Genomic DNA, 19,062 nt, shown 5'->3' with positions numbered 1-19,062 from the left:
AAGGAGTTCGACATGAACATGCCGCACAACGCGTTCAAGGCCGCGCTGAACAGCTTAGCGCCCCAATATGGCATCTGGGCCGGGTTCGCCACCGGCTACGCCGCCGAGATCGTCGCCACCACCGGTTACGACTGGATGCTGATCGATGGCGAGCACGCGCCCAACACCGTGCCCGGCGTACTTGCTCAGTTGCAGGCCGTGGCGCCTTATTTGACTGCGCCAGTGGTGCGCGCGGTGAATGGTGATGCCAACCTGATCAAGCAACTGCTGGATATCGGTGCACAGACGCTGATGATCCCGATGGTCGAAACCGCCGAGCAGGCACAGGCACTGGTGCGCGCCATGCGCTACCCGCCCCACGGCATTCGCGGGGTCGGCGGCGGCCTGACCCGTGCCACCCGCTGGGACGGCGTGCCCGATTACCTGAATACCGCCCATGAACAACTGTGCCTGATCGTGCAGGTGGAATCGCGCACCGGCGTGGAAAACGTCGCAGCGATTGCCGCCGTCGAGGGCGTGGATGCGGTGTTTATCGGGCCGGCGGATTTGTCGATCGGCCTGGGTCATGCCGGCAACCCCGGCCATCCGGAAGTCCAGGAGCGGATTCAACACGCCGTGAACGCCACGCTGGTGGCCGGCAAGGCCTGCGGCATCCTCGCCCCCAACGAAGAAGACGCCCGCCGCTACCAGCGCTGGGGCTGCCAGTTCATTGCCGTGGCCATCGACATCAGCCTGCTGCGCCAAGGCGCCATGGCCACCCTCGCCCGCTACCGCGAACCCGCTACCACTCAAGCGCCGTCACGCACTTACTGATCTGCCAAGGAGTCGCACCATGTCATCCGTGCCTGTTTACGAAAACTTCATCGACGGCCAGTTCGTGCCCAGCGCTGCCCACCTCGATGTGATCAACCCGGCCACCGGCGCCGTGCTGTCGAAAGTCCCGGCCTCGACCGCCGAGGACGTCGAGCGCGCCCTCGCTGCCGCCCGTGCAGCGCAGAAAGACTGGGCGCGCAAACCGGCGAATGACCGCGCCGGCTACTTGCGCCGGATCGCCGCCAAACTGCGGGAAAACGTCGCGCACCTGGCGCGCACCATCACCCTGGAACAAGGCAAGATCAGCGCTCTGGCGGAAGTCGAAGTCAATTTCACCGCCGACTACCTTGATTACATGGCCGAATGGGCCCGGCGCATCGAAGGCGAGATCATCACCAGTGACCGCCGGAACGAAAACATCTTCCTGTTCCGCAAACCGTTGGGCGTGGTGGCCGGGATCCTGCCATGGAATTTCCCGTTCTTCCTGATCGCCCGCAAGATGGCCCCGGCCCTGCTGACCGGCAACAGCATCGTCATCAAGCCCAGCGAAGAAACCCCGAACAACTGCTTCGAATTCGCCCGACTTGTGGCCGAAACCGACCTGCCGCCCGGCGTGTTCAACGTGGTCTGTGGCGATGGGAAGGTCGGCGCTGTCCTGAGCTCGCACAAGGGCGTGGACATGATCAGTTTCACCGGCAGCGTCGACACCGGCTCGCGGATCATGGCCGCCGCCGCGCCAAACATCACCAAGCTCAATCTGGAACTGGGCGGCAAGGCGCCGGCCATTGTGCTGGCGGATGCAGACCTCGACCTGGCCGTGAGGGCGATCCGCGATTCGCGCATCATCAACAGCGGGCAGGTGTGCAACTGTGCCGAGCGGGTGTATGTCGAGCGCAAGGTGGCGGATCAGTTCATCGAACGCATCGCGGCAGCAATGAGCGCGACCCGCTATGGCGACCCGATTGCCCAGCCCGACGTGGAGATGGGTCCGCTGATCAACCGCCAGGGGCTGGACAGCGTCAACCGCAAAGTCCGCACCGCATTGAGCCAGGGTGCAAGCCTGATCAGTGGCGGGCAGATGGCCGACCTGCCGAATGGCTTCCACTTCCAGCCCACCGTTTTGGCCGGATGCCGCGCGGACATGGAGATCATGCGCGAAGAGATTTTCGGGCCGGTGCTGCCGATCCAGATAATCGATGACCTGGACGAAGCCATCGCCCTGGCCAACGACTGCGACTATGGCCTGACATCGTCGATCTACACCCGCGACCTGAGCAAAACCCTGCAGGCGATGCGCGAGCTGGATTTTGGCGAAACCTACGTCAATCGCGAGAACTTCGAAGCGATGCAGGGTTTCCACGCTGGCGTGCGCAAGTCCGGCATCGGTGGCGCGGATGGCAAGCATGGGCTGTACGAATACACCCATACCCACGCGGTCTATCTGCAAGGCTGAGCCACGCCCTTTCTGTGAAGGGCACGCGCCTATGCCATCGCTCAGGCGCCTGCCCCCCCCCCTGAAATGCACATCTCATCGGCATTTCCCCGGGCGTAGCAACGGGCAAGTCGAACAGTATTCAGCAGGCTCGGTGGCCAGGTAGTAGAAGCAGCAAGTTCGGCGAAAGCGAATGCTGCGCTGACCTTCGTCCACCAGCGTCGGCGGTCGGCGGAAATGACTCAGCGGGTTGTAATCGAGACCGAACAGCGCAGGCTCGGCTTGTGTCAGCAGCCAATTGAAATCCGCTTCACAGCGCTCGCGCACTGACGGATCTTCGATTTTCGCCATACGTTTTTCATACAGCGAATACACGCGCACGGCGGTGTTTTCCCAGAGAATGCGCCGGGAAACACCGCTGACCCGGTTGAAGGTTTGCCATAACGGTTTCAGTAATCCAGCGAACAGTCCCTGCACCAGGGCTTCCCTCCAGGCCTCGCGCTCATTGCGGCCATAGGTCAGCGGCTGACCGTGATGCAGCGGCATCGAAGACGTCCACAACCCGTCATCGTGTCCGTATTCAATCACCGTGTTGTCGAGCGTCAGCAATAGCCCTTTGTCATACACCGACATCGCATACAAACAGGCGCCGGTCGCCAGAAACGACAAGCGCTTGCCCAGCAGCGAGGCCGTGATCGCCCGGGTCGGCGAGCCGATCACCGGGCCCAGGGTGTCCAGCAGTTGCTCGCACACGTCCTCCTGCAACAAGTCCCGGGCCATCAGTGAACGCAACGGGTCGCGTTCGGTGCCGTCCCTGAGCCGCAAGCCACCCGAGAGTACCGCCCACTCCGTTGTCGTGAAATGACAGGCCAGATTCATTGCGGCAACTCCCGGCCGAACGGAATGCACAGTGGCGTTGCGAAGAACGGATCGGGAATGATCCGGCAATTGAGGTCGAACACGGTCTTGACCAGGGTCTCGGTCAACACCTCGTCGGGCCGCCCCTGGGCAAAGGCCGTCCGGTTGTGCACCGCAACCATGTGGTCGGCGTAACGACAGGCCAGGTTGAGGTCGTGCAGCACCATGATGATGGTCTTGTTCTCGAGCCGGTTGAGGTCGCGCAGCAGGTCCAGCACCTCGATCTGGTGCGCCAGATCGAGAAAGGTGGTGGGTTCATCAAACAGCACGATACCGGTGTCCTGGGCCAGGGTCATGGCGATCCACGCACGCTGGCGTTGCCCGCCGGACAACGCGTCCACCGGTCGGTCCGCCAGGGCCTGCAGACTGGTTTGCGCCAGCGCGCGGTTGACCATGGCTTCGTCTTGCGCCGACCACTGTTGCATCCAGCTCTGATACGGATAACGCCCCAGCGCCACCAACTGCCTGACGGTGATGCCCTCCGGCGCGCTGGGGGTCTGAGGCAAAATGGCCAACTCCCGGGCCACGGCGGCCGTGGACTTTTGCTGGATATCCACACCGTTGAGAATCACCGAGCCCTGCTGCGGTTTGAGCAGTCGGGCGAAGGATTTGAGCAAGGTGCTTTTGCCGCAGCCGTTGCTGCCAATCAGTACCGAAATCTTGCCCTGGGGCAGTTGCATGTCCAGCGCGTCAATAATCACCTGGCGCTGATAACTCAGGGTCAGGCCGCGACTTGCAATCGACGTCATACGTTGAATTCCTCAATGACGCTGTTTGATCAACAAATAGAGAAAAAAGGGTGTGCCCAGCACGGCGACAAAAATCCCGGCCGGCAGATCAAGCGGCAAAAACAGGACACGCCCGGCGAGGTCGGCCAGCACCACGAGATTCGCCCCGACCAACGTCGCCATCAGCGCCTGACCAGCGAAACCCGGGGCCACCAGACGCTTGGCAATGTGCGGCGCAATCAGCCCGACAAACGCTATCGCCCCACCCCAGGCAATCGCCGCACCGGCCAATGCCACGCTCACCAACAACAAACCGGCGCGCAGCCACTGCACGCGAACGCCGATGCCCTGGGCCAGAGAGTCATCCAGCTGTTGCACCATCACCTGCCGGGCCAGCAGCACCAGCAACGGGCAAATACCCAACAACCAGCCACCCAGCGCCAGCGGTTCCGGCCAACTGGCGCCGTACACGCTGCCGGTCAGCCAGACATAAGCCGACAGGGTCGTGGTCAGCGGACTGAAGACCAGAATAAAGGTGGTCGCGGCGGTCAACATCGCGCTGATGCCGACCCCGATCAACACCAGGCGCAGCGGTGAGGCCCCCTGTTTCCAGGCCAGCAGATAGATCGCCAATGCCGCCAGCCCCGCGCCGGACATCGCCGCCAGCGGCAGATACTGTTGGCCCAGAGCGACGGAGAAAAACGACAAATACAGCACCGCCGCCGCACTGGCGCCGCTGGTGATACCCAGCAAGTCAGGTGACGCCAGCGGGTTGCGGATGATGCTTTGCAGAATCAGCCCCGACACCGACAACGCCGCCCCCACCAGCGCCGCCAGCAGCATGCGCGGAAAGCGCAGTTGCTCGACGATGAACGTCAGGCTGGCGTCCTGGCTAGACAGCAAAATGCGCAGCACCTGCAGCGGCGACAGCATGACTTTGCCCAATGACAGTGAGCCGAGCATGATCAGCGCCGTGACCATCAACGCCGCCAGCAACCGCCACAACGTGGCGACATTGATCCGCCGGGAAAACCCGCTACGGCGCCAGGTCAGGACCTTATCCATAACGGCCTCCGCGCCGGGCCAACAGAATAAAAAACGGTGCGCCGAACAACGCCGTCATCACGCCCACCGGTATCTCCTGCGGCAGGATCAACACCCGCGACAAGGTATCGGCCAGCAGCAGGACAATCGCGCCGAGCAGCGCACTCCCCGGCAGCAACCAGCGATGATCGATGGACAAGCCCTTGCGCACCATGTGCGGCACCAGCAAACCGATAAACCCGATGCTGCCGGCCAATGCCACGGCACTGCCCGCCAGACAGACCACCAGCACGCTCATCAGCAGCCGGATCAAACCGGTGCGCTGACCCAGGCCGGTGGCAATCTCCTCGCCGGCGTTGAGCACGTTGACCTGTCCTGCCAGCAACATCGCGCCGAACAGCCCGAGTAAGCCACACATCAGCAGTGGCGCGGCGACCGACAGGCTGCGCTCGGTCAACGAGCCCGCCAGCCAGAACAACACCGTGTCCAGCCCATCCTGATTGACCACCAGCAACGCCTGGCTGAACGCGGAGAACAACGCCGCCATCGCCGCACCCGCGAGCACAATGCGCAACGGGCTGAGACTGCCCTGTCCCATGTTGCCGATCAGCCACACCAGGCTGCCAGCCACGGCCGCGCCTATGAACGCGCACCACAACCAGGCATCCGGGGATGACAGGGAAAACAATGAGGAACACAGGATGATAAAAAAAGTCGCACCGGCATTGATCCCGAACAAACCGGGGGACGCCAGCGGATTGCGCGTCAGCGCCTGCATCAAGGCCCCCGCCACTGCCAGGCTCGCGCCCACGGCCATAGCCATCAAGGTGCGCGACAGGCGTGTGGTGGTCACCAGCACATGACTGACGCTCAGCGGGTCGGGATGCACGAACGCTGCAGCAATTTGCGACAAGGGAATCCAGGTCGCTCCGACCGCCAGGCTCAGCACGCCGCTGAGCAGCAACACGACCCCGGCACAGCACACTTTCAAACCATTGCTCATCAGGTCGCATCCGCCGTGACCAACCGCGCAATGTCATCGAGCATCAGGTTCGCCCCGAGCATCCCGCCCGACAGGCTCCAGGCCACCCCGTCGACCCGCCACACCTGCCCCTGTTGCGGCGCACGCATTTGCTGCCACAGCGGATGCCGCACCAGGCTTTCATAATTTCGCTGCACCGCCGGTTTCTCCGCGCGCAAGAAGACAAAGAAAATGTCGGCATTGACCACCGCCAGACTCTCCTTGCTGGTGAGTTTGATCGATACCCCGCTCGCCGCCCGACTGGCCTCACTCCAGCCGAACCCCAGTTCGCTGATCACCGAACCTGGAAAACTGGCCGGCAAGTAACTGCGGATATGGTCTTCACGGACATCCAGAATCGACACCGTGGGTGGCCAGCGCCCGGCAAACCTGTGCTGCAGTTGCTGGCGCAGTTGTGCCGTGCGCAGTTGCCAGCGGGCCAACACTTCGTCGGCCCGCTGCTGGCGGTACAAGGCCAGGCCCATCAACGCCAGGGTCTTTTTGAATTCGAACACCTCCTCCAGCATCAGCACTGGGGCGATCTGCTTGAGCAAGGGTGCGATGCGCTCATGGCGAAAGCGCGAGGCGATGATCACGTCCGGCTTGAGCAGCGCGATGTCCTCAAGGCTCGGCTGGGTTTCCAGACCGACATGGGGCACCGCCTCCAGCGTCGAGCGCAGATAACGATAGGTGGGTTTTTCACTCCAGGAATCGACGATGCCGCAGGGTGTGATGCCCAACGCCACGGCGCTGTCCGTGGCGCCCTGAAACAGAGTGATCACCCGCAGCGGCGCGGCGTCGGCCTGAGCCCAGGCCGACGGAGTAAACCTGAGTGCAAGCATGCCCAGGGACAGGCGCAGCAGCGTGCGCCTGGAGGGCGTGTTGACCTGTTCGTTCTTGAGCGGGTTAGTGAGACTGGGCATGCTCTTGTCCTCTGCAATCGATGCATGACACAACTCGGCAGCGCCCTTCCCTGTGGCGCAACGCACGGTTGAATCGATTCAGAAGTCGACGGTCGCCGAAAGGAGGTAGGTTCGTGGAGTCGCAAGCGTCAATCCTGGCTCGCTGTCATCCGAGGCCCCGGCAGAACTCCAGTAGCGCTTATCGGCCACGTTCTCGACATTGGCCCGCAGGGTGATGTTCTTTTCTTCGACCTTGAAGGCGTAGCGCGCGCCCACGTCGACACGCGTCCAGGCATCGATTTCCTTGTTATTGGACTGGTCCAGATACTGCGAGCTGGAATAGATGCCGCGGCTGGTCAGGGTCAGGCCTTGCACGCTCGGCACGTCCCACTCGGCGCCCAGGTTGACGTTGTATTCCGGCGTGGCAGGCGCGCGGTTGCCGTCAAAGGTGCCGTTGGTGGTGTTGGTCAACTCGCTGTCGATATACATGACGCCGCCGAGCAGGCGGAAACCTTTGAGCGGCTCACCGAACACACTGACTTCCACACCCTTGTTTTCGCGTTTGCCGTTCGGGCCGAAAACCCGCGTCGTGGCGTTGGTTTCATAGGCAGGCTGCTTGATCCGGAACACTGCGGTGGTGATGGCGAACGCACCCGCATCATATTTGGCACCGACCTCGACCTGCCGACTGATGAACGGAGGGAAGATTTCGTCCTCGTTCACCGAGGTCGACGGCGCGATCTTGCCCTGGCTCAGGCCCTCCATGTAGTTGGCATACAACGAGAGCTTATCGGTGGCCTTGAACAGGATGCCGCCCGACGGCGAAACCTTTTCCTCATCGTAGGCCGTGTCGCCTTTGACATTATCCGTCCAGTCGTCAACCTGCACTCGCTGCCAGCGAGCGCCGAGGGTCAGCAGCACCCGGTCATCGAAGAAACCCAATGTGTCGGACAACGCCACGCTGCTGAAGCGGTTCTCGGTATACACCTTCGAATCGAGTCGCGTGGGATTGCTGGGTGTCGGTGTTTCCACGGGGTTGTAGATGTTGCTCGGGGCGGAGGCATAACGGGCGCCGCCATTTTCGAAGTCCATGTAGAAATAGCTGGCAGCCAGGTTGACCTCATGGCTTACCGAACCGGTATGAAACCAGTTGCGCACCCCGGCATTGGCCGTGCGGACATTTTCGTCACGGGTGAAGTCACGTGGCAGAACGCTGAAGTTACCCGCGTCGTTGGTGACCGCTACGGCGTGCCGGAGGAAGTCATGATTACTTTTACGCGCGCCCGCACCGGCGTACACCATGACGGAATCGCTGACATCGTACTCACCGGTCACCGTACCGAAGGTGTCCTTGGTCCGCGCCTTGCTCCACGGCTGCGCATAGTTGTGGCGAACATCGCTGGCGTGCGGAACCTGAGCGTTGGCGCCCACCTGCACGCGCTCCTGCGGGGCGTCGGTGTCACGCTCGTTATGTCCGACGTCGGTCGAGAGCCGCAGACGTTCACCGCTAAAATCCAGGCCCAGCACAGCCATCTCGCGGTCAACACTCTGGTGATCCCATTCGGTGTCGCCGGACTGCTTCACGCCGTTGAAACGAACACCGAACATGTCCCCCTCACCAAAGCGCCGACCGATGTCCACGGCCCCGCCGACCTGGCTGTCGGAAGCATAGTTGCCGGTAAACGAAGTAATCGGCACGTCGGTGGCGCGCTTGGGCACCACGTTGATCCCGCCACCCACGCTGCCCCGTGGCGAGATGCCATTGATGAGCTGGCTCGGGCCTTTGAGGATGTCGACGCGGTCGGCCATCTCCATGTCAATCGTGTAGGTCGGCAGGATGCCGTAGAGACCGTTGTAGGAGACATCACTGTTGAACAGGCTGAGTCCGCGAATGGTGAACTGCTCATACCGCCCACCCGCCGGGTTGGTGGCGCGAACCGAAGGATCGCTGGCGACGAGGTCGCCCAAGGTACGAGCCTGCAGGTTTTTCACCAACTCACTGGTGTAGGTGGTCTCGCTGAACGGCGTCTCCATGAAGTCTTTCGAGCCCAGCAAGCCTTGAGACCCACGGCGTGCGACCTGCCCGCCGGCATACGGATCACCGTGCGCCGTGTCCGCCGTCGCGTAAATAGAGGTAGCCCCCAATTGCAGGCCGCTGCCTGTTGGCACCGGGGTCAGCATGTACGCCTGTTCGCCCACCGGCTGCAGTTGCAGACCGGAACCCTGTAGCAGCAGGGCGAAGCCCTCCTCCACCGCGAAGTCGCCGGAAAGACCGGGGCTGGTGCGCCCGCTCACCAGTGCCGGGTCCACTGACAGATTGACCCCGGCCAGCCCGGCGAAACGGGTCAGCGCAGCGTCGAGGCTACCGGCTGGCACCTGATAGCTGCGGCGCGGCGCGTCTTCGGCCCAACTGGCAGTGATGAACAACGGACAGGCACTCAGGCTCAACAACAGACTCAAGTGCAACAACGGGCGCAACCTGGATGGAGCTGGACGCATACTGCTAGACATCACTGCAGGCATTGTGAATCTCTCTGATTTCGTTTCACTTGCCTTGAATGACCAGCGAGGCGAAAAAAGGGGACACGCTTTAAACACTATTTTTGCGCGGTACCAGCGTTACCCAGTAACGCGTACGCGAATGCACTTCCAGTGGCAGGCTGGCCGCCAACAGGGCCAGAACGCGATCGGTGTCTTCAAGGCGGAAACTGCCGGTGATGCGCAGCGATTCCAGCTCGGGGTCCCATCGCAAAACGCCCGGACGATAGGTGCTGAGTTCGCGCAGAAAATCCCCCAAGGGCTGGTTCTGCGCCATCAGCACACCGTCACGCCAGCCCGGGGCCAGCACGTCGAATGGCTCCACGGCACCGGCACCCGTCGCTTGAAGACTGACCTGCTGGCCGCCGCGCAGCGAAATGACCGGCCCGCGCAGAGGCTGCAACTGCACCGCGCCTTTAAGCACTGACACCTTGCAACCCGCCTGCCCCTGACGAACACACACTTCACCCTGACTGAAGACCACTTGCCCGAAACGCGTGACAATCGTCAGCGGCGAGACCCCGGGCACATTCAGTGCCATTTCGCCTTCCACGAGTGTCAGACGCCGGCTCTTCAAATCGATGTCGACGGCACTGGCCGTATTCAGTTGCAGAGAGCTGCCATCGGCCAACCGGTCTTTTTTGTTTTCCCCAGTGGCGGTCCGCAGGTCGGCACTCCAGACATCCAGAGGCAACTGTCGACTGACCAGCCAGGCGGTCGGCAGCAAAGCCACCGCCCCGACGGCGCGTTTGAGCACCGTACGTCGACTGGCTTGTGGCCGGTCCAGACTGGCCATGGCAAGGGACGATGGCAGGTCGGCAAAGCGTTGGCGCAAAAGTTGCGCTTTCTGCCAGGCCTGCTCGTGACTGGAATGACTATCGCGCCAGTTTTGCAACTGCGCCCGGTCCTGCTCATTAGCGCAGCCGGATTCCATGAGGGCCAGCCACTGCGCGGCGGCCCGCACGACTTGCCGGGCCTGGGCCGAAGGTGCCGAACCGTTCACATGTCCACCAACAGGCAATGTTCGTAGGCTTGAGCCATGTAGCGCTTGATCGTGCGTTCCGACACTTGCAGACGCTCGGCAATCTCTTGATAGCCCAGGCCTTCCAGCTGACTCCAGAGAAACGCTCGTCGCACCAAGTTCGGCAATCCATCGAGCAACTCGTCCAGGGCTTGCAGGGTTTCCAGCAGGATCCAGCGTTGCTCGGGGGACGGCACGCAGTCCTCGGGCAGCAACGCCAATGCATCGAGATACGCTTGCTCCAGGCTGCGGCGCTTGTAGAAGTTGGCCAGCAGCCGCTTGCCGACTGTCGCCAGGTAGGCGCGAGGCTCTTGCAGGTCGGCGATGCGCTGAGAGCTGGCGAGCAAACGAACGAAGGTATCCTGGCTCAGATCCGCTGCGTCGCTGCCATTGCTCATGCGTCGTCTCAACCATCCTTCGAGCCAGCCCCGATGGTCGCGGTACAGGTCGTGGAAGGTTTGCTCCGGCGGCAACGCTGCATCACTCATCTAAAGAAACCCTGCGCGAAGAAATATTATAAATGCGACTCATTCTAATTAGTGTTGAGAGGTCAAACCAAGTCCTTTGTGCGAATTGCACCCGGTAAATGTTTGAATTATTTAATGACAGGCAGGAATTTCGGCTGCGCAGGCGCCGGTTTATCAAGGCTGCGGGTTACCGAGGGGAATTTTCAAGAGACATCGGAATTCACTGGCCATCCGCGCTTGGTTGGCAGATGCGAAACGGTGAGGGTCGGGAGGAGGGAGAAAAAGCCAAATTACAGACACAAAAAACCCCGGTCTTTCGACCAGGGTCTTTGCTATCGACTCGAAGTAACCAGTGGTTTCTTCGTAGCTCCAAGGCGTTCAGCAGGCCTCGGGGCAGATATGGCGCAGCGGACGGGACTCGAACCCGCGACCCCCGGCGTGACAGGCCGGTATTCTAACCGACTGAACTACCGCTGCGTATCGCTTTGAGCAGATGCTCAAGTAACTCGTCTGATTGAAAACTCAGTAGCTTTTCAACCTCGAACCAGGCACGCCTGACTCGGAAAATATGGCGCAGCGGACGGGACTCGAACCCGCGACCCCCGGCGTGACAGGCCGGTATTCTAACCGACTGAACTACCGCTGCGCGTCGGTGGAGGCATTTCAGCCTACCTCTTGCTTTCGCAAGTATCTCGGGAGTGGTGGGTGATGACGGGATCGAACCGCCGACATTCTGCTTGTAAGGCAGACGCTCTCCCAGCTGAGCTAATCACCCGTTTGCATCTCCGAGGCCGCGAAATTTACGCAGGTAGCGAACCTAAGTCAATAGCAGGATTGAAGTTTTTCTAAAAAAGACAAAAACATTTCATTCCGGCCAGTGTCGGCAACCATCAGTCCGCCATCGCGAGCCTGCTCTCGAAGACGGCGATACATTCAACACCAGTATCACTCGCTGTAGATCATCTTCTTGGTCATGCCGCCATCGACCACGAATTCCTGGCCGGTGACAAACCCGGCGTTCCTCGACAGCAGCCAGGCCACCATCGCCGCTACGTCCTCGACCGTCCCTACCCTGCCCGCCGGATGCTGGACATGATCGGCCTCGGTCAATGGTTCGGCACGCCGCACCCAGGGGTCGCGCGCATCGATCCAGCCAGGGCTGACGGCATTGACCCGGATCTCCGGACCAAGACTGATGGCCAACGCGTGAGTCAGGGCCAACAAGCCGCCCTTGCTCGCCGCATAGGCCTCTGTGTCGGGTTCCGACTGCCCGGCGCGGGTCGAGGCCAGATTGACGATGGCACCGCTGTGAGCGCGCAGGTACGGTGCACAGTGTTTGGCCAGCAACATCGGCCCACTGAGGTTCACCGCCAACACCCGATTCCAGTGAGCCAGGTCGAGGCTTTCCAGGGTGATGTTATGCGGATCGGCAACCGCCGCATTGCAGACCAGCGCATCCAGGCGCCCGAACTGGCCGAGCACCTCGGCCACGCCCAGCGCGACCTGCCCTTCATTCGAGACATCCATGGCGATGAACCAGGCGTTGTCGCCCAACACTTTCGCCACTTTCGAACCGCGCTCCCGGTCCAGATCCGTCAGCACGACTTGCCAGCCTTCGCTGATCAGCCAGGCCGAGATCCCCAGGCCAATGCCCCGCGCAGCACCGGTCACCAGCGCTACGCGGCCATTTGAGCCAGTGGTCGGCACAGACAAATCGATCACAACGCAGCCAGACCGCGCGCCAGATCGGCTTGCAGGTCCGCCACGTCTTCCAGGCCGACCGCAACGCGGATCAGACTGTCACGAATGCCCGCCGCTTCACGCTCTTGCGGCGCCAGGCGACCATGGGACGTGGTGCTCGGATGGGTGATGGTGGTTTTGCTGTCGCCCAGGTTGGCGGTGATCGAAATCAGACGCGTGGCATCGATAAAGCGCCAGGCGCCCTCTTTGCCGCCCTTCACCTCAAAACTGACGACCGCACCGAAACCCTTCTGCTGGCGCAGCGCGAGCTCGTGCTGCGGATGGCTCTTGAGGCCGGCGTAGTGGACTTTCTCGATGCCTTCCTGCTGCTCCAGCCACTCGGCCAGTTGCTGGGCGTTGGCACAATGCGCCTTCATCCGCAGGTTCAGGGTTTCCAGGCCCTTGAGGAAGATCCAGGCGTTGAACGGGCTCAGGGTCGGGCCGGCGGTACGCAGGAAGCCAACCACTTCTTTCATCTGCTCGCTACGACCGGCGACCACGCCACCCATGCAACGGCCCTGGCCGTCGATGAACTTGGTGGCCGAGTGCACGACAATGTCCGCGCCCATTTTCAGCGGCTGTTGCAAGGCCGGGGTGCAGAAGCAGTTGTCGACCACCAGCATCGCGCCTTTGGCGTGGGCGATTTCCGACAGCGCCGCAATGTCCACCAACTCGGCCAACGGATTGGACGGCGATTCAACGAACAACAACTTGGTATTGGCCTTGATCGCCGCCTCCCAACCGGACAAATCGGCCAGGGCAACGTAGTCGACTTCGATGCCGAAGCGCTTGAAGTACTTTTCGAACAGGCTGATGGTCGAGCCGAATACGCTGCGCGACACCAGCACGTGATCACCAGCGCTGCACAGGCTCATCACCACGGCCATGATGGCCGCCATGCCGGTGGCCGTGGCCACGGCCTGCTCGGCGCTTTCCAGCGCGGCGATGCGCTCTTCGAAAGCGCGCACGGTCGGGTTGGTGTAGCGCGAATAAACGTTGCCCGGCACTTCGCCAGCGAAGCGCGCAGCGGCGTCGGCGGCGGTACGGAACACGTAGCTGGAGGTGAAGAACATCGGATCACCGTGTTCGCCTTCCGGCGTGCGGTGCTGACCGGCGCGTACGGCCAGGGTATCGAACGCTACACCTTCGAGGTCGCTGTCCAGCCGACCGGCATCCCATTCCTGACTCATGCTGTCACTCCTTGCCCTGCTCTTGATAGATAAAAGTCTTTTTGCCAGATACAAAACCGGCCCCTCAGGGCCGGTAGAAACTCAGTTGTTGTACAGATCGATGATCGCACTGACTGCCTGCGTCTTGACCTTGGAGGCATCGTTGCGTGCCTGCTCGATCTTGTTCAGGTAAGCCTCGTCGACGTCGCCGGTGACGTACTGGCCGTCGAACACCGCGCAATCGAACTTGTCGATCTTGATCTTGCCGCCACCGACCGCTTCGATCAAGTCAGGCAGGTCCTGATAGATCAGCCAGTCGGCGCCGATCAGGTCAGCCACGTCCTGGGTCGAACGGTTGTGGGCGATCAGCTCGTGAGCGCTTGGCATGTCGATACCATAGACGTTCGGGTAGCGAACGGCTGGAGCCGCAGAGCAGAAGTAAACGTTCTTGGCGCCGGCCTCGCGGGCCATCTGGATGATCTGCTTGCATGTGGTACCGCGAACGATGGAGTCATCCACCAGCATCACGTTCTTGCCGCGGAATTCCAGTTCGATGGCGTTGAGCTTCTGGCGCACGGATTTTTTCCGTGCAGCCTGACCCGGCATGATGAAGGTCCGGCCGATGTAGCGGTTCTTCACGAAGCCTTCGCGGAACTTCACGCCCAGGTGGTTCGCCAGCTCCAGCGCCGCGGTGCGGCTGGTATCAGGAATCGGGATGACCACGTCGATGTCGTGATCCGGACGCTCACGCAGGATCTTCTCGGCCAGTTTCTCACCCATGCGCAGACGGGCCTTGTAGACCGACACGCCGTCGATGATCGAATCCGGACGCGCCAGGTAGACGTGTTCGAAGATGCACGGCGTCAGGGACGGGTTGGTCGCGCACTGACGGGTGTAGAGCTTGCCCTCTTCAGTGATGTAGACCGCTTCACCAGGTGCCAGGTCGCGAATCAGGGTGAAGCCGAGCACGTCCAGGGAAACGCTTTCCGAGGCGATCATGTACTCGACGCCTTCGTCGGTGTGACGCTGGCCGAAAACGATCGGACGGATGCCGTGCGGGTCGCGGAAGCCGACGATGCCGTAGCCGGTGATCATCGCCACGACGGCATAACCACCGACGCAACGGTTATGCACGTCGGTTACAGCCGCGAACACGTCTTCTTCGGTCGGCTGCAACTTGCCGCGCTGGGCCAGTTCGTGTGCAAACACGTTGAGCAGCACTTCCGAATCGGAGCTGGTGTTGACGTGGCGCAAGTCAGATTCGTAAATCTCCTTGGCCAGTTGTTCAACGTTGGTCAGGTTACCGTTGTGCGCCAGGGTGATGCCGTAAGGCGAGTTGACGTAAAACGGTTGAGCTTCGGCCGACGTCGAGCTGCCCGCGGTCGGATAACGCACATGGCCAATGCCCATGTGACCGACCAGGCGCTGCATGTGACGCTGCTGGAACACGTCACGCACCAGGCCGTTGTCCTTGCGCAGGAATAACCGGCCATCATGGCTGGTCACGATACCGGCAGCGTCCTGGCCGCGGTGCTGGAGGACGGTTAGCGCGTCATACAGCGCCTGATTGACGTTCGACTTACCGACGATACCGACGATGCCACACATGCGACGCAACCCCTACTTAATGGATCTGAACTGAGCACTACTCACTGAGGCGTTTTGGCCATCGGCAAGAGTTGCTCCTTGAACGGAATATCAGCGGGTACGCTGATTCCGCTGGCAAGCCACTGACTGCTCCACCCGAGGATCAGGTTTTTGGACCAGTCAGCGACCAATAGAAATTTTGGCACGAGCTGTGACTCTTTCCACCACCCGTCCTGCTGTACCGGCCCCAGGCTCAACAGCCCGACGGCGATGACCACCAGCAACCCGCCACGCGCGGCGCCGAAGGCCATGCCGAGGAATCGGTCGGTCCCGGAGAGCCCGGTGACGCGAACCAGTTCGCCGATAAGATAATTGATCATTGCGCCTACGATTAAAGTGGCGACAAACATGATGGCACAGCCCGTGATTATACGTGCCGATGGCGTTTGAATGTACCCGCCGAGGTACTCGGACAGTGAGCCACCGAACATCCAGGCTACGACTCCTGCGATGATCCAGGTCAACAGCGACAGTGCTTCTGTGACGAAGCCGCGGCTCAGACTGATCAATGCGGAGATGGCGACGATTGCTACGATCGCCCAGTCAACCCAGGTAAATGGCACAGTGCAGCCTACAGACGGATAAGGCGGCGCATTTTAGCAGAGCCCATGCTTATCGGTAAGCTGCGATTGTCAGTGCATTTCATATCGGGGCGATAGTTTTAGCCACGTTCCGGTTGAAAGCGCACGACAAACCCCTTGAGGTTCTGCTGGCGGTTCAGCAAGTCACGCAGCCGGTCGGCCTCAGCGCGCTCGATCAACGGCCCGACAAACACCCGGTTTTTGCCGTCGGCGGTACGGATGTAGGCGTTGTAACCCTGGCTGCGCAGGGTTTTCTGAAGCTTTTCCGCGCTTTCACGATTCGACAGGCTGGCCAGTTGCACCGACCAGCTGACAGACAAACCATTGGCATCGACACGGCTTTGCGTGGTGTCCGGCTTGCCCGGTGCCGCGGTGATGGGCTGGGCAGGCGCTGTCGCAGGTTTAGCGGCCAGAGCCGGGACCGGCGCTGGTGCAGCCGGTTTGGCTACTGGCGCTGGAGCCACCGGCGCACTCGGCACCGCTGGCGCTTCCTGCTGGGCGATTTCGTCATCGCTCGGCACCGGTTCCTGAGGCAAGGCTTGCGGCTCAGGCACCACCACGGGCTCGACCTGTACCTGGGGCATCGCAGGCGCCTGCGGAGCCGCAGGCGCTTCGACCGTCACCTGGCGCTGTTCGTCCTGGCGGGAAAACAGCATCGGCAGAAAAATCACCGCCAGTGCGACCAACACCAGGGCGCCAACCATGCGCTGCTTGTATGCCTTATCCAGCAATGCCATTTGCCGCGTCCTCCGTGGAGCGCCGGGCCAGCCACTCAAGGGCCTCGGCGACACAATAAAATGATCCGAACAACAGGATTTCGTCGTCGCTCGAGGCCAGCGCGCACTGCCCTTCCAGGGCGGCCGCCACACTGTCGTATGGCGTGACCGAAGCACCAAGACCTTGCAACGCGTCGTGCAGATCCGCAACCGGACGCGCCCGAGGCGAATCCAGCGGTGCGACAGCCCAGTGCTGGACACTAGCATTCAATTCGCCGACAACACCACCCAGATCCTTGTCCGCCAACAGCCCGAACACCGCCAGACGCTTGCCGACCGGCGGACGACTGGCCAGGCGACGAGCCAGATACTCCGCCGCATGGGGGTTATGCCCCACATCCAGCAATAGATTCAAGCGCTTGCCTTGCCACTCGAACTCGCGGCGATCCAGACGACCGACCACCTTCGTTGCCTGCAGCGCCTCGATAATCTGCGCATCCACCCAAGGCAAACCGAGCAGCAAGTAAGCCTGCAACGCCAACGCAGCGTTTTCCATCGGCAGATCGAGCAGTGGCAGGTCGCGCAGTTCAACCGCACGCCCTTGCGCATCGACACCGCGCCACTGCCAGTTGTGATCGGTCATGCCGAGATCAAAATCGCGCCCACGCAGGAAAAACGGGCATTTGAGCTCGCGCGCCTTGTCCAGCAGAGGTTGTGGAGGATTCAGATCGCCACAGAGCGCGGGCGCACCCTGACGGAAGATGCCGGCCTTTTCGAAGGCCACGGACTCTCGGGTATCACCGAGGTAATCCGCATGATCGACGCCAATACTGGTGACCAGCGCCATGTCGGCGTCCACCACATTGACCGTATCCAGGCGACCGCCCAGACCGACTTCCAGCACCACGGCATCGAGTCCCGAGCGCTGGAACAGCCAGAATGCCGCCAGGGTGCCCATTTCGAAGTAAGTCAGGGAAGTATCGCCGCGCCCGGCCTCTACCGCAGCAAAGGCCTCGCACAGCTCGGCGTCAGTGGCTTCGACGCCATTGACCGTTACCCGCTCGTTGTAGCGCAGCAGGTGTGGGGAGTTGTAAACCCCCACTTTCAAGCCCTGGGCGCGCAGCAAGGATGCCACGAACGCGCAGGTGGAACCCTTGCCGTTGGTCCCGGTGACCGTGATCACCCGAGGCGCCGGCTTGCCCAGTCCCATGCGGGACGCTACCTGCTGCGACCGCTCCAGGCCCATGTCGATGGCCGAAGGGTGCAACTGCTCAAGGTAGGCGAGCCATTCGCCAAGGGTACGTTGGGTCATAGGCTGGCAGGTACCGGTGGAACCACGATCGGTTCGATGGGTGCAGCCACGAACTTCGGCGTCGGCAGGCCCATCATTTGCGCCAGCAGGTTGCCCAGACGCGGACGCAGTTCCTGACGGTCGATGATCATGTCGATGGCACCGTGCTCCAGCAGGAACTCGCTGCGCTGGAAGCCTTCCGGCAGTTTTTCACGCACGGTTTGCTCGATCACACGCGGACCGGCAAAACCGATCAACGCCTTCGGTTCGCCGACAATCACGTCGCCCAACATTGCCAGACTGGCGGAAACGCCGCCGTAGACCGGATCGGTCAATACGGAGATGAACGGAATGCCTTCTTCACGCAGACGCGCCAGCACCGCAGAGGTCTTGGCCATTTGCATCAGGGAAATCAGCGCTTCCTGCATCCGTGCACCGCCGGAAGCCGCGAAGCAGATCATCGGGCAACGTTTTTCCAGGGCGTAGTTGGCGGCGCGAACGAAACGCTCACCGACGATGGCGCCCATCGAACCACCCATGAAGGAAAACTCGAACGCCGAAACCACAACCGGCATGCCCAGCAAAGTACCGCTCATGGAAACCAGCGCGTCTTTTTCGCCGGTCTGCTTTTGTGCTGCGGTCAGGCGGTCCTTGTACTTCTTGCCGTCGCGAAATTTCAGACGGTCAACCGGCTCCAGGTCTGCACCCAGCTCGGTACGGCCTTCAACGTCGAGGAAGATGTCGATACGGGCGCGGGCGCCGATACGCATGTGATGGTTGCACTTGGGGCAAACGTCCAGGGTCTTTTCCAACTCCGGACGATACAGCACAGCCTCGCAAGACGGGCATTTGTGCCAAAGACCTTCAGGCACCGAGCTCTTCTTGACCTCGGAACGCATGATCGAAGGGATCAGTTTGTCTACTAACCAGTTGCTCATGCTTTCTTTCTCCAGTACCGGCGGCCCGAACGCTCTGGTTCGCAGCCCCGTGTATGCCCTAGCGCTAAATTCATGTGTGCGAAGAGGGTCGATGGA

17 protein-coding genes and 3 tRNA genes are annotated in these 19,062 nt (G+C 61.5%); 2 read left to right on the top strand and 18 right to left on the bottom strand.

All coding sequences use genetic code 11. From position 1 onward, the window contains the following. Positions 1-12 precede the first annotated feature (12 nt). Complete coding sequence (locus AC1D1M_RS05460) at positions 13-813, top strand: aldolase/citrate lyase family protein (protein ID WP_477763525.1); 801 nt, start codon at positions 13-15, stop codon at positions 811-813. Positions 814-832: 19 nt separating this feature from the next. Next, complete coding sequence (aldA, locus tag AC1D1M_RS05455) at positions 833-2,266, top strand: aldehyde dehydrogenase (protein ID WP_477774833.1); 1,434 nt, start codon at positions 833-835, stop codon at positions 2,264-2,266. A gap of 75 nt (positions 2,267-2,341) precedes the next feature. Here the strand turns inward: aldA and AC1D1M_RS05450 are convergent, their stop codons facing one another. The 18 genes from AC1D1M_RS05450 to accD all read right to left on the bottom strand — a co-directional run bounded on the left by AC1D1M_RS05450 (position 2,342) and on the right by accD (position 18,966). Next, complete coding sequence (locus AC1D1M_RS05450; protein WP_477763523.1) at positions 2,342-3,124, bottom strand: IucA/IucC family C-terminal-domain containing protein; 783 nt, start codon at positions 3,122-3,124, stop codon at positions 2,342-2,344. Continuing rightward, positions 3,121-3,912, bottom strand: coding sequence for an ABC transporter ATP-binding protein (locus tag AC1D1M_RS05445; protein ID WP_477774832.1), 792 nt, complete (start codon positions 3,910-3,912; stop codon positions 3,121-3,123). Before AC1D1M_RS05445 ends, AC1D1M_RS05450 begins: the two co-directional genes overlap by 4 nt. 12 nt (positions 3,913-3,924) lie before the next feature. After that, a complete protein-coding gene (locus tag AC1D1M_RS05440) occupies positions 3,925-4,956 on the bottom strand; it encodes a FecCD family ABC transporter permease (protein ID WP_477774831.1) in 1,032 nt (343 codons plus the stop codon). Beyond that, positions 4,949-5,938 (bottom strand): FecCD family ABC transporter permease, encoded by a 990-nt coding sequence (locus tag AC1D1M_RS05435; protein WP_477774830.1) that lies wholly within the window; start codon positions 5,936-5,938, stop codon positions 4,949-4,951. The genes AC1D1M_RS05440 and AC1D1M_RS05435 overlap by 8 nt, the downstream gene beginning before the upstream one ends. Beyond that, positions 5,938-6,879 (bottom strand): ABC transporter substrate-binding protein, encoded by a 942-nt coding sequence (locus AC1D1M_RS05430; RefSeq protein ID WP_477774829.1) that lies wholly within the window; start codon positions 6,877-6,879, stop codon positions 5,938-5,940. The genes AC1D1M_RS05435 and AC1D1M_RS05430 overlap by 1 nt, the downstream gene beginning before the upstream one ends. Before the next feature lie 78 nt (positions 6,880-6,957). Further along, entirely contained in the window at positions 6,958-9,381 is a 2,424-nt protein-coding gene (locus AC1D1M_RS05425; protein WP_477763518.1) for a TonB-dependent receptor, read from the bottom strand. A 67-nt stretch (positions 9,382-9,448) separates the two neighbouring features. Next, positions 9,449-10,399: a FecR domain-containing protein gene (locus tag AC1D1M_RS05420; protein ID WP_477774828.1), complete on the bottom strand. Its 951-nt coding sequence runs from the start codon at positions 10,397-10,399 to the stop codon at positions 9,449-9,451. Next, positions 10,396-10,905, bottom strand: coding sequence for a sigma-70 family RNA polymerase sigma factor (locus AC1D1M_RS05415; RefSeq protein WP_477774827.1), 510 nt, complete (start codon positions 10,903-10,905; stop codon positions 10,396-10,398). Before AC1D1M_RS05415 ends, AC1D1M_RS05420 begins: the two co-directional genes overlap by 4 nt. A gap of 379 nt (positions 10,906-11,284) precedes the next feature. Continuing rightward, positions 11,285-11,361 (bottom strand) — tRNA-Asp (locus AC1D1M_RS05410). A gap of 92 nt (positions 11,362-11,453) precedes the next feature. Then, a tRNA-Asp gene (locus tag AC1D1M_RS05405) sits at positions 11,454-11,530 on the bottom strand. A gap of 53 nt (positions 11,531-11,583) precedes the next feature. After that, a tRNA-Val gene (locus AC1D1M_RS05400) sits at positions 11,584-11,659 on the bottom strand. Positions 11,660-11,829: 170 nt separating this feature from the next. Next, positions 11,830-12,606 (bottom strand): SDR family oxidoreductase, encoded by a 777-nt coding sequence (locus AC1D1M_RS05395; RefSeq protein ID WP_477774826.1) that lies wholly within the window; start codon positions 12,604-12,606, stop codon positions 11,830-11,832. After that, a complete protein-coding gene (locus tag AC1D1M_RS05390; protein ID WP_477774825.1) occupies positions 12,603-13,814 on the bottom strand; it encodes an O-succinylhomoserine sulfhydrylase in 1,212 nt (403 codons plus the stop codon). The genes AC1D1M_RS05395 and AC1D1M_RS05390 overlap by 4 nt, the downstream gene beginning before the upstream one ends. An 81-nt stretch (positions 13,815-13,895) precedes the next feature. Beyond that, positions 13,896-15,401 carry an amidophosphoribosyltransferase gene (gene purF, locus AC1D1M_RS05385; protein WP_007975670.1) on the bottom strand — a complete coding sequence of 502 codons (1,506 nt, stop codon included), beginning with the start codon at positions 15,399-15,401 and terminating at the stop codon, positions 13,896-13,898. 41 nt (positions 15,402-15,442) lie between these two features. After that, positions 15,443-16,003 carry a CvpA family protein gene (locus AC1D1M_RS05380; RefSeq protein WP_150727110.1) on the bottom strand — a complete coding sequence of 187 codons (561 nt, stop codon included), beginning with the start codon at positions 16,001-16,003 and terminating at the stop codon, positions 15,443-15,445. 98 nt (positions 16,004-16,101) lie between these two features. Then, positions 16,102-16,758, bottom strand: coding sequence for an SPOR domain-containing protein (locus AC1D1M_RS05375; protein WP_477774824.1), 657 nt, complete (start codon positions 16,756-16,758; stop codon positions 16,102-16,104). Beyond that, positions 16,742-18,049: a bifunctional tetrahydrofolate synthase/dihydrofolate synthase gene (gene folC / locus AC1D1M_RS05370; RefSeq protein ID WP_477774823.1), complete on the bottom strand. Its 1,308-nt coding sequence runs from the start codon at positions 18,047-18,049 to the stop codon at positions 16,742-16,744. Before folC ends, AC1D1M_RS05375 begins: the two co-directional genes overlap by 17 nt. Then, positions 18,046-18,966 (bottom strand): acetyl-CoA carboxylase, carboxyltransferase subunit beta, encoded by a 921-nt coding sequence (gene accD / locus AC1D1M_RS05365; protein ID WP_223448407.1) that lies wholly within the window; start codon positions 18,964-18,966, stop codon positions 18,046-18,048. Before accD ends, folC begins: the two co-directional genes overlap by 4 nt. Between the last annotated feature and the right edge of the window lie 96 nt (positions 18,967-19,062).

It is taken from the genome of Pseudomonas sp. P1_F7 (genome assembly GCF_056405655.1).
This window is presented reverse-complemented; position numbering and strand designations above follow the sequence as displayed.